The sequence below is a fragment of the Kocuria gwangalliensis genome, from assembly GCF_039544365.1.
Taxonomy (GTDB): Bacteria; Actinomycetota; Actinomycetes; order Actinomycetales; family Micrococcaceae; genus Kocuria; species Kocuria gwangalliensis.
Genome location: NZ_BAABLN010000035.1, coordinates 146321 through 159969 on the forward strand (window position 1 = coordinate 146321; position 13649 = coordinate 159969).

Sequence of the window (13649 nt, forward strand, 5' to 3'; positions counted from 1 at the left end):
AAGTGCGGGGTTTATGCGGGGTGTCCGACTGTTAAAAATAGAAGAACCCCCGCGTGTAGAAGCCACGCGAGGGTTCAGTGGCTCCGACCGGCATCGATCCGGTGACCTTACGATTTTCAGTCGTACGCTCTACCAACTGAGCTACAGAGCCAGGCACATCACCTGGGATATGCCGCGACGGCGCGAAAAGTTGCCTTTTCATCGCCGCCTGAGCGACCCTGACGGGACTTGAACCCGCGACCTCCGCCGTGACAGGGCGGCGCGCTAACCAACTGCGCTACAGGGCCTTAGTTGTTTCCAACGAGTGGATATCTTACCAGTAGAACGGACTGCCTTAGCAAATCGTTCACTGCATCAGATTTTCCCGCGAAAAAACGTACCCCCAACGGGATTCGAACCCGTGCCGCCGCCGTGAAAGGGCGGTGTCCTAGGCCGCTAGACGATGGGGGCCAGAACGTCGCCCGACTGCCGCTTGCGCATTAGTGGACGATGGACCTTCAGTAGCTTAGAGGTAAACACCCCGGTTGCACAAACCCGACTATCACAGGGTGGCCTCGGGTCGATCGGCCAGACGATCGTCCTGGAAACCTTGGATGATCATGAGCGGTCCCGCGCTGTTATGGATCACACCCTGGGAAGTGGAACCCAGCAGCATCCCGGCGAATCCGCCGCGACCGCGAGTACCCATGACCACCAGGCGGTTGCGCTTGGACTGCTCCACCAGAACGTCGATCGGTGAGCCGTCCAACAGCTCGGCGGTGATCTCCAGATCCGGGAAGTGCCCGCGCAACCAGCGAACGGAAGCGTTGAGGGCGTCCGCGATTTCCTGGTAGATATTCGCGAAGTCCACGGGGGTGGGCATCCAGGACGCCGCGCCCGCCATGGGCGGCACCGCGCACACCACGTTGAGCGGAACGCCCAACAGCTGCGCCTCGTCCGCGGCGCGCAGCATGGCCACGCTGGAATGTTCGGATCCGTCCGAACCCACCGAAACGCCGTCGACGAAGGCCTTGGTCTCGTTGATGTCCCGCTCGAGCTGGTGTTCACGCGCCCACGGCAACGGAATGATGCCCACGGGACAATGCGCGTGGGCGGGCACCGCGGTGGACACGGAACCCAGCAAGCGCCCGAGCAGACCACCGCGGCCGCGGGAACCCAGGACCAACAGTTGAGCGGACTTGCTCAGTTCCAGGAGCACACCGGAGGGGTCCCCGGTTTCGACCGTGGACCGTATCTCCACGTTGAGGTTCTGCACATGCAGGGCGGCCTCGCGGACGAGCTCTTTGACGGCGTCTTCCAGGGCGGCCTGGTCGAACGCGGCGTACCCGACGTCGAACGTGGAACCGGCATAGATCGGCACCGAGTAGGCGCTCACCAGGTGAAGTGGCGCGCCACGGCGCTTCGCCTCACGGGCGGCCCAGCGCAGGGCTCCCAAGCTCTGATCCGTACCGTCCACACCCACGATAATTTCTCGGCCGTTCAAGGTCATGGCGTGCCTTCCTTTCGCCGATACGTCACTTAAGCGTAGTCCTCGGGCCGCCCGGATGCCCGGGATTTTGGTGTTCGTGGAGGACAAGAGCTGGCTTTCAGCCCGTGGTGAGAAGATGGAGCGGGTCCGGAGGATGGTCCTAAGGAAAGCACCTGGATCGGCGTCACGGGTAGGAACCCGAACCCCGGTCTCAGGGAAAGGTTCTGAGGGAGGATACAAACCGTGAACGAGCAGTCTGCAACACCGGGCGAACCCGCAGAGTCGTCGTCCATGACCGCCAAGGCCGGCAAGGCCGGCAAGGATACGTGGCGTTCGTGGGGCGGTAACCTCACCGTGAAACCGGCGGTGATCGTGCGTCCCGAGAACACGGACCAGGTCGAACAGGTCCTGCGCGACGCCGCCGCACAGGGTCTTCGGGTTCGTCCGGCCGGTTCCGGGCAGAGCTTCTCTCCCCTGGTCCCCACCTCTGACGTGCTTCTGGATGCCACCGCACTCAGCGGGCTCAGCTCCATCGACACGGAGAAACAGCAGGTCACGGTGTTCGGCGGCACCACGATTCAGCAGATCTGCCAGATCCTGGAGGACCACGGACTTGCCCTGGCCAACATGCCGGACTTCACGGGCCAGACCATTGCCGGCGCCATCGCCACGGGCACTCACGGCACCGGCTTGGGGCAACCCTCCCTCTCGGAGCAGATCACGGAGATCACGCTGGCCACCCCGAGCGGCGAGCTGATCACGTGCTCCGAGTCCTCCCATCCAGAGATGCTGCGCGCCGCGCGCGTGCACCTGGGCGTCCTGGGCGTGATCGTGTCCGTCACCATCCAGTGCGTCAGCGCCTTCCGGCTGCACTGCGCCGAGTTCCGCGAGCCTCTCGACCGCCTGGTGGATTCATTGGCCGAGCGGATGTCCGGCGCCGATCACTTCGAATTCTTCTGGATGCCCGGCCGCTCCACCGTGCACACCCGCATTCTCAGCCGACTGCACCGTCTCCCGGACACCTATACGCGCCCGGCCTCACCGCTCTCGCGGGCCCTCCGCCGAGCGGACGACGCCGTTCTGCGCACCTCCCTGACCTCCGGCCTGGGCCGCTTGGCTTCCATGGCACCCAAAACCGTGCCCGGTCTGAACACGTTGGAGTCCATGTCCAAAAGCTCCCGGCGCTACACCGACGTGTCCTACCGGGTGTTCACCGCCCCGCGCGCAGTACGTTTCGTGTCCACCGAGTACGCCTTGCCCCTGGAAAACACTGCTGCGGCGTTCAGCGAGCTGAAAGATCTGGTGGACCGGGAGGGTTACACCCTGTCCTTCCCCGTCCTGGTGCGCTGTTCACCTCCGGAACAGGGGTACCTCTCCCCCTCCGCGGGCCGTTACACCGGGTGGATCAGCCTGCGCCAGTACGGCAAACGCCCCTACGAAGAGTTCTTCCGGGCCGCCGAGCACATTTTCCTGAACCACGGTGGCCGCCCGCACTGGGGAGTCATTCACACTCAAACCGCCGAGACCCTCAAGCCCATGTACTCGAACTGGGATGATTTCTTGGCAGTCCGCTCCGAGCTGGACCCCCACGGCTTACTCCTCAACGACCACACGAGATTGCTGCTGGGCCTGTAGTGGAACATTCCGGCGACCAGCCGCATTCTGATCGACGGCACGACCGTTAGTTCCACCCACCTGCAAATTGGTCGACGGTAAGACCCTAGAAGTTGGATTTCCTGGCTCTACCGTTCATCAGATGACGAGGGGCGTGGGAGTCGTGGTTCTATCGTTGATCAGCTTGCGCGCTGGGATCCACGGTTGAGCCTTTCGGCCACCCACTGCAGCCATTTCCAGCGGAGAGCGGGGTTTTCGAGGTCATCAAAGACCAGAACATTGAGATCCCACCCGTGGTCTTGAAACGTACGGATGCGATTCATTTCGGTGCCGTACGTACGGCGATCCAAGAGATGGATTTCTCCGTTGTATTCGATGCCCAATCGCAACTCGGGCCAGGAAAGGTCCGGGTAGGTAAGCTGTCCGTCGATCATCACGGGGTGGTTCAATGCGGGTTCTGGAAATCCTTGGGTAACAACCATTCGTCGCACCAACGTTTCCATCGGTGACCACACTGGTTCTGCCGCGCCACGCAGTGCACGTTTTACGGCCATAACCGACGGGTTCCGAACCGGAAAGTGTGTCAAGGCCGCGGCAATGTCACTCATTGTCAATGCCGGTTGCGCTGTGAACTCCGGAATCTGCAAAGCCCCCGACATCAGGGCATCAAGACAGGCAGTCAGCCGCCATTGCGACAGATAGGGCGCCGCGGCAACCAGAGCTTCGACGGGGTGCACCAGGCGCGTGCCCCAAGGACCCGCGTAGGTGTTCAGGGCAGATGACTTGGTCAATCGCATTCCCCGCTCACGCACTGTGGGACGGGATTCGGACCACGCAAGATGTGGGACTTCGAAAGCCCTACTCACATCTCGTGCGCGCATTGGCGGTGGATCGCCCAGGAATTCATTGACCCACCGTTTGGTGTATCCAACCGGCAGCGTGAACAACTGCAGCGCGTGAAGACCGGTGATACTCAGACCCACGCCGTATTTCGAGTAATGCTCGTGCAACAGCAGGGACTTCTGGACCGGCGTCGGCGGAGCATTGGAACAAACCCATGCGCCTCGAAGCAACTTGTGCGTGCCCGGGCGTCTCTCAAGATCCCGAGCTCGACTTCCCAGCTCTGCGGTGGACCTAATGAGCGGGCGCGGCCCCAGCGCCAAGGGTTCACCGAGTTTCTTCATGCTGCACAGGCTACGAAGCACGCAGGCGACGAGAAACAGCGTTTGCCCGATGTGCAGTTCACGTGACCGCGCACTCTGGTCGACGCTAAAACCAGTGCCCCGAACCGCGCTGCAAGCTGATCGACACTACGACCCTGCGAACCGGCTTTTAGGGCCGTACCGTCGACCAGAGTGCAACCAGCCCGCCACAGACACCACCGCCCCACCCAGCCCGGGGTGAACACGGGAACTGGAGGGGGCGGCGTCGTCGGCGGGACAGTGACCGCGAGAACTAGCTGCGGGCGTGGACCCCGCGGCGGGAGACCGAAAGCATCTCGTCGCGGTCGACCACCTTGACGCGTTCGCGGGGATTGCCCTCGGCGTCGTGAGAGGACTGGCCGAGGCTCTGCTCGTATTCGTCCAAGTCCAACCAACCGTCCCAGGTGGTGTATTCGACACCCTTCTCCTCGAGCAGCGACTCGATGGCCGAGGGCTCCGGGAAGTCCGGATCGGCTAGGGCGTTGCGGTCCTCGAGCAGGTGGTTAATGGTCTCGAGGGCATCGGACTTGGTGGCGCCAATCAGGCCCACGGGACCGCGCTTGATCCAGCCGGTGGCGTAAACGCCCGGAATCACGGCCCCCTCGGCGTCGACCACGCGGCCTTCCTGGTTGAGGACCACGCCGCGTTCGGGGTTGAACGGGACCTCCGGAAGCGGCGAGCCCAGGTACCCGATGGCGTGGTAGACGGCCTGGACCGGGTAATCGATGTACTCACCGGTGGCGGTGACGGAGGCATCACCGTTAAGGCGGGTGCGTTCCATGCGGATACCGCTGACCTTGCCGTCCTCGTCGCCCAAGATCTCGGACGGAGTCTGCAGGAAGTGCAGGTGCAGGCGGCGGGATGCGGTCTTTGGAGAATCATCCTCGCGCCACTTCTGCAAGGTCTTCATCATGACCTTGGTCTGGTTGTTCTCGACCATGGCCTGCTCGGAGGCCTCGTCGAACTGGAAGTCCTCGTCGTAGAGCACGATATCCACGTCGCGGGACTTGGCCAGCTCACGCAGCTCGAGCGGGGTGAACTTGATCTGCGCGGGGCCCCGGCGGCCGAACACGTGAACGTCCGTGACCGGCGAATCACGCAGCCCCTGGTAGACATTGCCCGGGATCTCGGTGACGAGCATGTCATCCGCGTGCTTGGACAGCACTCGGGCCACGTCCAGCGCCACGTTGCCGTTACCGATGACCGCAACTTCCTTGGCGTTGAGCGGCCAGGTCCGCGGGTAGTCGGGATGACCGTCGTACCAAGCGACGAACTTGGCGGCGCCGTAGGAACCATCCAGATCCGCACCGGGGACCTCCAACGGAGCGTCGTTGACAGCACCCGTGGCGAAAATCACGGCGTCGTAATGCGTCAAGAATTCCCCCAACGTGAGGTCCTTGCCGTACTCCACGTTGCCGAAGAAGCGGATGTCGCCGCGGCCCAGAATCGAGCGCAACGCAGTGATGATGCCCTTGATACGCGGGTGATCCGGGGCCACACCGTAGCGGATCAGACCGAACGGGGTGGGGTAGCGGTCGTACAGATCAACGCTGACTTCCAGCTCGCCTTCCCGCACGGCCTCGGACTTTGTGAGCATGTCAGCGGCGTAAATGCCCGCCGGACCCGCTCCGATCACGGCAACGCGCAACGGACGTGCTGAAGTAGGTGCTGTCACAGCTGGTATTTCCTTTCAACGCGCACGCACACTCGCGTGCCTGCGGGGACTGGGTTCTACGGTAGTGAAATTTGGGCAATCACACACACCGGGCCACCCCCGCGTAATGTTCCGTCACACCCGGGTCAGACGATATTCGATTTACGACGCCGCCCCGGCCGCGTCCTGCCCGTCGACAGTGAGTAGTTCCACCAGGTCGGCCACCGAATCCAGCGCCAGGGTGGGTCGGAACGGGAACCGCTCCACGTCCTGGGGCGTGGTCACTCCGCTGTAGACCAGAACGGTCCGCAGGCCCGCCTCCATACCGGAGACGATGTCCGTGTCCATCCGGTCACCCAGCATGGCGGTGGTCTCCGAGTGCCCACCGATCTGGTTGAGGGCGGAGCGGAACATCATGGGGTTCGGCTTGCCCACCACGTAAGGGTGGAGGTTGGTGGCCGCCGTGATCAGGGCCGCAACCGATCCCGTGGCCGGCATGGGCCCCTCCGGCGATGGCCCGGTGGTATCCGGGTTGGTCGAGATGAAACGCGCACCGTTGAGGATCAACCGGATCGCGTTGGTAATGGCCTCGAACGAATACGTTCGGGTCTCACCCAGGACCACGTAATCGCAATCGGTGTCCGTCAGGACGAACCCCGCCTCATGCAAAGCCGTGGTCAACCCCGCTTCTCCGATCACGTAAGCGCGGGAACCGGCGTTCTGATTCTTGAGGAACTGCGCGGTGGCCAGCGCGGACGTCCAGAGATTTTCCTCCGCCACATGCAGTCCCGAGCGCGCCAACCGAGCCGCCAGATCGCGAGGGGTGTAAATGGAGTTGTTGGTCAGCACCAGGTACTCCTGGCCCCGTTCTTCCCACAGCTCCAGGAGCTCCGCCGCACCGGGGATGGCCGTGTTCTCGCGGACCAGCACACCGTCCATGTCGGTGAGCCACGTGGTGACGTGGGTGAATTGTGCCTCTGCGGACTTCGTCATGAGCTTTGTCCTTCCCGGGCAATCATCGTTCCCCTGGCACCAGCGTACTGAGGACGGGCCAGCACGGCTGTGAGTTGAGCAACACCGCGCCAGTGAAGGCAATCACGCGAGAACCCTGACCGCGGCAGCGGCTGCGCCGTCGGCGTAGTATTTCTACACAAACGCCCCCATTCCGGTAGCCGTACCGTGCGCTGCCGTTGTGCCTTTGACCCGTGAGGATCTTCATGTCGTCACCGACCAAGCCCGCTTCGCAAACGCGCGAACCCCGCGGAGCGCTGGACCGCTTCTTCTACATTTCCGAACGCGGTTCCACCGTGGGACGAGAAATTCGCGGTGGCCTGGCCACCTTCATCGCCATGAGCTACATCGTGGTGCTGAACCCACTCGTCCTGGGCTACGGTCCGGACGGCGCCGGGAATATCTTGGGTGGCGAGCGCGTGGCCGCCGTGACCGCTCTGGTCGCGGGCGTACTGACCATTGCCATGGGCGTGTGGGCCAAATCCCCGTTCGCGCTGGCCACCGGATTGGGCGTGAACGCGTTCCTGGCGGTCACGATCGCCACGAACCCGGGTCTGACCTGGCCCGAGGTCATGGGGTTGGTCATCTGGGCCGGTCTGATCATGGTGGTGCTGGTGCTCACCGGTTTCCGCACCGCGGTGTTCAACGCGGTGCCGCCGTCTTTGAAGACCGCGATCGTGGTGGGCATCGGTCTGTTCATTGCGCTGATCGGGTTCGTGAATGCGGGCTTCGTGCGCCGCATCCCGGACGCCGCCGGCACCACCGTTCCCGTGCAGATGGGCACCGGCGGTGAACTGTTCGGTTGGCCCACCCTCACGTTCGTGGTGGGCCTGCTGCTGACCGTGGCGCTGCTGGTGCGCAACGTGCGCGGCGGCATTTTGATCGCGGTGGTTGCAACCACCATCTTCGCCCACATCCTCGAGGCGGTCTCCCCGTCCGGTTCCTCCGTGGACAACCCCAACGGCTGGTCCCTGGTGGTCCCCGCCAATCCCGAGGGCCTGTTCGCGCTCCCCGACCTCTCCCTGATCGGCTCGGCCGCCCCCATCGACGCCTTCCGCGAACTGGGCGTGATCGCGTGCATGCTGCTGATCTTCACCATTTTGCTGTCCATTTTCTTCGACGCCATGGGCACCATGGTGGGCCTCTCCCAGCAGGCCGGGTTGGTCGACAAGAACGGTCAGATCGAGCGCGTGGACCGCGTGCTTCTGGTCGACGCGCTCGGCGCCGTGGCCGGTGGCGCGGGCTCGGTCTCGTCCAACCAGATTTTCGTGGAGTCCTCCACCGGTATCGCCGACGGCGCTCGCACCGGCCTGGCCAACGTGGTCACCGGCATCATGTTCCTGCTGGCCATGTTCTTGACCCCGCTGGTCAACGTGGTGCCCTTCGAGGCCGTGGCCCCGGCCATGGTGGTCGTGGGATTCCTGATGGCCAAGAACGTGGTGCACATCGACTGGGAGGACTGGGGCGTTTCCGTTCCCGCGTTCCTGACCTTCGCCGTCATGCCGTTCACCTACTCCATTGCGCACGGCATTGGCGCGGGCTTCGTGTCCTTCGTGTTCATCCGCCTGGTGCAGGGCCGCTGGCGCGACGTCCACCCGCTCATGTACGTGGTGGCCGGCGCATTCGTGGTCTTTTTCGGCATTGCCGTGATCGAGGGCTGGACGGCGTAGCTCGCTCTTCGACTACGACGCCGCCCGGGCCACTTCCCGTCGCGCCCACCGGTGCTGCGCGATCAGTACCGCCCACGTGGTCAGCACGAACGGCCACGTGTACATGGCCATCCCGGTGTACTGCAGCGCCCCCCACAGCGGGACCGTGAGGCACGCACCCGCCAAGGGGACGATCAGGCGGACCGCGCGAGCGGCGTCGGCGGGTGGGAAGAGCGCACCCAGGGCAAGGGCGGTCAAGAAGCCGCAGTAGCCGGCCAGGCCCGCCGCGGCGGGTTCTCCACCGAGGATCCAGAAGCCCAGGGCCGTGGCTGCCACTGCACCGGTGAGCGACCACAGGCCCTCGCGCGCTCCGGCGAGAAACATGAGGGCGAGGACCACCAGGCCCGTCAGCAGGTGATCGGTCAGGAGGACTTGCGCACAGGCCCGGAGCGTTCCGCTGACGAGATCAGGGAGCGGCCCGATCGGCTCGAACGGCGGCACCGCGGAGACGTCTTGATGCCACCGCCCGAAGACCGGGTTCAGCGCAGAGTTCACCGCGCAGAACGGGCCCGTGAGCATGGGCAACCAGGTGAAGATGCGTATTCGTTCGAGGACCCGTACGAACAACGCGCACAGAGCGCTGCCCAGGACGGTCCAGGTGAGCGCGGCGGTAGAGGGGCCGCACGCGAGCAACGCCGCGCACCCGGTGAGGGCTCCGCAGAACCCGTGAATGCCGTCCGCGGCGTCGCGATGCGCTGATACGGACCTCGGCCGGCGCAGCAGCAGGGATACTCCGGTCTGCACCGCGGCGCCGAGCACCGCGGTGCCCGCCAACCACGGGGACGCCACCGTCAGCGCCAGCAGGACCACCAGACCGCTGAGTGTGGCGCGCTGGAAGAAGATCTGCCCCTGGGACCTGATCAGCGCTCGGACCAGCCACACACTGGCGAGTATGGGTTACTCCTGCGGATCCGAGAGGATGCAGAACTCATTACCCTCCGGGTCGGCGAGCACCACCCAGCTGTCCTTGCTGGTTTGGCCCACGTCCACCCTGTAGGCGCCCAGGGATTCAACGCGTGCCACTTCCGCGTCCTGGTTCGAGTCGAGGGCCCGGATGTCCAGGTGCAGCCGATTTTTCACGGTCTTGCCCTCCGGAACTTGCAGAAAGTCCAGCCGCGGGCCCTGCCCCTCGGTGGGCGTGGTGCTGACGAAGCCCTCTTCCTCGTCATCGATCCGGTAGTTCAGAACCTCACACCAGAAGCGGGCGAGGGCTTTCGGGTCCTGGGCGTCAATGGCCAGTGAGCTCACGTAGCTAGTCATGGGCCCACGCTACGGTGACCCGGCGTGGAACGGGAGGGCCCGGAGCCATCTGGTCCGGGTTTACTGCACGGTAGGCCGGGCTACTGCGCAGTAAAGCCGGAAGAAATGGTGCGCTGGACCATGACGGGTGGCTCACGCGCCCGTAATGGTCCCCACCGCCGGCATCTGGTCCGCCGGCTTGTCGTGCCACGGCTGCGTTTCGGCCACGAGCTGTCGGCACCACGCGGTGTCCTTGTACTGCGCGGGCAGCGGCCCACCCAACAGTTCCTTGGCCAGGGCGGCACCCGCCTCGGATCCGGGCTCGGGCAGCGGTGCGTGCGAGGCAGCCAACACCACGTTGCCATATCGGCGCCCCTTCAGCATGGCGGGATCCGCAACCGCACCCACGTGCTCGAACACCTCCAGCAGTGCAGCCAGCTCCGCGCGGGTTCCCTTGAGATTGCGGGTGTCCCCCACGTTCATGAGGTAGATGCCGTCCGGTGTCAGCACTCGATCCACGTGCCGCGCGAACTCCACAGTCCGCAAATGCCCCGGTGTTTGCTCGCCGGCAAACACATCACGCAGGATCACCTCGCGCGATGACTCATGCAGTGATTCAGTGACTTCACGGGCTTCCCCGGCTCGGATCCGAAGGAGGGGTGCGCGGGGCAGATCGAGCCATTCGCGGACCAGGCGCGTGAGAGCGGCGTCGAGTTCCACGACCACCTGGCGGGCAGCGGGATAGCGCCATGCGAGGTAGCGCGCCATGGAACACGCGCCACCGCCCAGGTGCAAAAGGCGCAGGGTGGTGGGGTCCAGGTGGCGGTCCACGTGCTCTTCGGCAAGCGCGCTGAACCACCTCATGTACTCGAATTCGAGCTGGTCCGGTCGGTCCGGCACGATGTGCGATGACGGCACACCGTTGACGCGCAACACCCACGCGCCGGGCACGTACGAGTCATGTTCAAGCTGCACGGTCCCGGTGTCGGTGTGCCAGGTACCTTCGCTCAGACCTGCCGCGTCCGACGACGCCGCGCTCACGGTCTCTGCCTGATCCCGCCGATTCTTATGGTTACGTTTCTTGCTCACTGGCCCCGGGACGCCCGGTTACTTCTGATCCGCGGAACCGGACGTGATGCCGCGGCGTTCCCGAGCACGGTTGAGTTCGTGACTGTGAATGGCAGCCTCGAGGCGCTCGACCTTACCGGAAAGCTCTCCGGTGTGACCGGGCCGGATGTCCGCCTTGAGCACCAGGGACACGCGCGGGCCGTACTCCGCCACCGCAGCGGTGGCCTGGCGGACCACTTCCATGCATTCATTCCATTCACCCTCGATGGTGGTGAACATGGAATCGGTGCGATTGGGGAGCCCGGATTCGCGGACCACGTGGACGGCGGCGGCCACGGCGTCGTGAACGGAAGCGTCGGGGTTGTCCCCGCCACTGGGAGAGACTGAGAAGGCGACCAACATGCTTCCAGTGTGGCACTTCTCTTACCGAAGCGCCCGTGAAACCCTCGGTATTCACACCTTTGTTGCCGCGCTGCACACGTGTCGTCTCTAAACTGAGACAGCAGACCGCCAACCGAAAGGGACCACCTCCATGACCCAGGGCATCTACGTTTCCGCCATGACACCGCAGTCCGGCAAGACACTGGTGGCATTGGGGCTGGCGGACACGCTGTTCAACAGCACGGACAAACTGGGGTTCTTCCGCCCCGTGCATGACGGTGACTCCCCCGAGCAGGACTCCGCGCTCCAACTCATGAAGCGCACGTTCGATCTGCCCGACTCCCGCTGCCGCGGCGGCGTCTCCCTGGCTCGCACGCGGGAGATCCTGGCCTCCGGTGATCATGATGAACTGGATTCCGCGGCGGTCTCCATTTACTCCGAGATGGCCCGTGAGTGCGACGTGATCCTGGTGGACGGCACCGACCTGGTCGCCCACAACGCGGCCACCGCAGAGTTCGACCTCAACGCTCGCCTGGCCAACAACATGGGGTGTTCGGTGGCCGCGGTCATCAGCGCTCACGACGCAGGGTCCGTGGAGGACACCGTCAACGCCGTGGACGTCACCCGCACCGAGCTCCGCCAGGCCGGTTGCGACATTTACGCGGTCATCGTCAACCGTGCCGCGCCTGACCAGATCGAAGAACTGACCCGGCGCGCCAAACCCGGCGCCCACAACCTGCCGGTCTATGTCATCCCCGAGGTCACCGCGATCTCCCATCCCACCATTGCAGAACTCGTGGACGCGCAGGGCTTCGGCACCGACCTCAACGACAACTCCCTGGACCGTGACATCAAGGGCATCAAGATCGCGGCCATGACCGTGGGGCACTTCCTGGATCAGCTCACGGACGGCGACCTGGTGATCACCCCCGGTGACCGGACGGACGTGATGTCGGCGACCCTGGCGTCGTCGTTCGCGGCGTCATTACCGGTGCCCTCGGGCATGCTGCTGACCGGTGGTTTCCGCCCGGAAGGTGCGGTCGCGTCGTTGTTGGCCGCCGCGCCGTTCCCGGTGCTGACCACCGATCGTGACACCTTCAACTCGGCCAGCGCGGTGGCCTCCACGCGCGGCACGCTGGGCGGCGCCCACCCCCGCAAGGTCGCGGCGGCCCGCGGCGCGTGGTCCCAGTACGTGGACAGCGACGAGCTGGCCGGGCGCATGAACCTGCCGCGGCCCGTGAAGCGCACCCCGCTGCGCTTCCTGCACGAGCTCGTGGAATCCGCGCGCGCCGATCGCAAACACGTGGTGCTGCCCGAGGGTGAGGACCCCCGCATCCTGCGCGCGGCGGAGATGATCCACCGGCGCAACTTCTGCGACCTCACCATCCTGGGCGATCCGGAACAGATCAGGACCCTGGCGCAGTCCGAGGGCATCGACCTGGATTTCGAGGCCGAGGGGCTCAACCTGATCGATTTCCAGCACGACGACGAACTGCGCGGTCGCTACGCGGACGAGTACGTGAAGCTGCGTTCGCACAAGGGGGTGACCAAGGAACAGGCGCTCGAACGTATGGCCGACGGTTCATACTTCGGCACGATGATGGTTCAGCTGGGCGATGTGGACGGCATGGTCTCCGGTGCCGTGCACACGACCGCCAACACCATCCGCCCCGCCCTGGAGTTCGTGAAGACCCGCGAGGGTGTCAACATCGTGTCCTCGGTCTTCTTCATGCTGCTGGCCGATCGCGCCTTGGTTTACGGTGATTGCGCCGTGAACCCCAACCCGGATGAGCAGGCCCTGGCGGACATCGCGCTGGCCTCCGCGCAGACCGCCGAGCAGTTCGGTGTGGACCCCAAGGTGGCCATGCTCTCCTACTCGACCGGTGGTTCCGGTTCGGGTGAGGACGTAGAGCGTGTTCGGGCGGCCACCGAGCTGGTTCGGGCCAGCAATCCCGACTTCGAGGTCGAGGGCCCCATCCAGTACGACGCCGCGGTGGACGCCTCCATCGCCAAGTCCAAGCTGCCCGAGTCCCACGTGGCCGGTCAGGCAACCGTGTTCATTTTCCCGGACCTCAACACCGGCAACAACACCTACAAGGCGGTCCAGCAGTCCGCGGGCGCGGTGGCCGTGGGCCCGGTGCTGCAGGGCCTGCGCAAGCCGGTCAACGACCTGTCCCGCGGCTGCACGGTGGATGACATCGTCAACACCGTGGCCATCACGGCCATCCAGGCCCAGAGCCTCTAGTACCTACGACGTCGCTCGCGAGGTTCGCGGGCGGCGTCGCCCCCTTGACCAGCTCACC

Annotated in this window: 11 protein-coding genes and 3 tRNA genes; 3 read left to right on the forward strand and 11 right to left on the reverse strand. The window is 64.7% G+C overall.

Translation table 11 applies throughout. The features are described from left to right. Positions 1-78 precede the first annotated feature (78 nt). The 4 genes from ABEA06_RS13305 to ABEA06_RS13320 form a co-directional block, all read right to left on the reverse strand. Positions 79-151 (reverse strand) — tRNA-Phe (locus ABEA06_RS13305). A gap of 62 nt (positions 152-213) precedes the next feature. Continuing rightward, positions 214-287, reverse strand: a tRNA-Asp gene (locus ABEA06_RS13310). A 90-nt stretch (positions 288-377) separates the two neighbouring features. Beyond that, positions 378-450, reverse strand: a tRNA-Glu gene (locus tag ABEA06_RS13315). 91 nt (positions 451-541) lie between these two features. Continuing rightward, positions 542-1489, reverse strand: coding sequence for a universal stress protein (locus tag ABEA06_RS13320; protein ID WP_303382520.1), 948 nt, complete (start codon positions 1487-1489; stop codon positions 542-544). A gap of 222 nt (positions 1490-1711) precedes the next feature. Here ABEA06_RS13320 and ABEA06_RS13325 point away from each other — a divergent pair, with 222 nt between their 5' ends. Beyond that, positions 1712-3103 carry a D-arabinono-1,4-lactone oxidase gene (locus tag ABEA06_RS13325; protein ID WP_345311807.1) on the forward strand — a complete coding sequence of 464 codons (1392 nt, stop codon included), beginning with the start codon at positions 1712-1714 and terminating at the stop codon, positions 3101-3103. A gap of 158 nt (positions 3104-3261) precedes the next feature. Here the strand turns inward: ABEA06_RS13325 and ABEA06_RS13330 are convergent, their stop codons facing one another. From ABEA06_RS13330 to ABEA06_RS13340, 3 genes are all read right to left on the reverse strand, one after another. Beyond that, entirely contained in the window at positions 3262-3879 is a 618-nt protein-coding gene (locus ABEA06_RS13330) for a hypothetical protein (protein WP_345311808.1), read from the reverse strand. A gap of 658 nt (positions 3880-4537) precedes the next feature. Further along, positions 4538-5959, reverse strand: coding sequence for an FAD-dependent oxidoreductase (locus ABEA06_RS13335; RefSeq protein WP_345311809.1), 1422 nt, complete (start codon positions 5957-5959; stop codon positions 4538-4540). A gap of 141 nt (positions 5960-6100) precedes the next feature. Further along, positions 6101-6931, reverse strand: a complete 831-nt coding sequence (locus ABEA06_RS13340; protein ID WP_259914639.1) for an HAD-IIA family hydrolase — start codon at positions 6929-6931, stop codon at positions 6101-6103. Positions 6932-7155: 224 nt separating this feature from the next. Between ABEA06_RS13340 and ABEA06_RS13345 the strand changes: the two genes are divergently transcribed. Then, positions 7156-8619: an NCS2 family permease gene (locus ABEA06_RS13345; protein WP_303382516.1), complete on the forward strand. Its 1464-nt coding sequence runs from the start codon at positions 7156-7158 to the stop codon at positions 8617-8619. A gap of 12 nt (positions 8620-8631) precedes the next feature. On the opposite strand, the gene ABEA06_RS13350 is transcribed toward ABEA06_RS13345, so the two are convergent. From ABEA06_RS13350 to ABEA06_RS13365, 4 genes are all read right to left on the reverse strand, one after another. Beyond that, entirely contained in the window at positions 8632-9540 is a 909-nt protein-coding gene (locus ABEA06_RS13350; RefSeq protein ID WP_345311810.1) for an urea transporter, read from the reverse strand. A 15-nt stretch (positions 9541-9555) separates the two neighbouring features. Beyond that, positions 9556-9918 carry a VOC family protein gene (locus ABEA06_RS13355; RefSeq protein WP_259914627.1) on the reverse strand — a complete coding sequence of 121 codons (363 nt, stop codon included), beginning with the start codon at positions 9916-9918 and terminating at the stop codon, positions 9556-9558. 132 nt (positions 9919-10050) lie between these two features. Beyond that, positions 10051-10986, reverse strand: a complete 936-nt coding sequence (locus ABEA06_RS13360; RefSeq protein ID WP_345311811.1) for a spermidine synthase — start codon at positions 10984-10986, stop codon at positions 10051-10053. Between the two features lie 18 nt (positions 10987-11004). Continuing rightward, complete coding sequence (locus ABEA06_RS13365) at positions 11005-11367, reverse strand: thiamine-binding protein (RefSeq protein WP_259914624.1); 363 nt, start codon at positions 11365-11367, stop codon at positions 11005-11007. A 130-nt stretch (positions 11368-11497) separates the two neighbouring features. On the opposite strand from ABEA06_RS13365, the gene pta reads away from it, so the two are divergent. Continuing rightward, positions 11498-13591 (forward strand): phosphate acetyltransferase, encoded by a 2094-nt coding sequence (pta, locus tag ABEA06_RS13370; RefSeq protein WP_303382512.1) that lies wholly within the window; start codon positions 11498-11500, stop codon positions 13589-13591. The last annotated feature ends 58 nt before the right edge of the window (positions 13592-13649 follow it).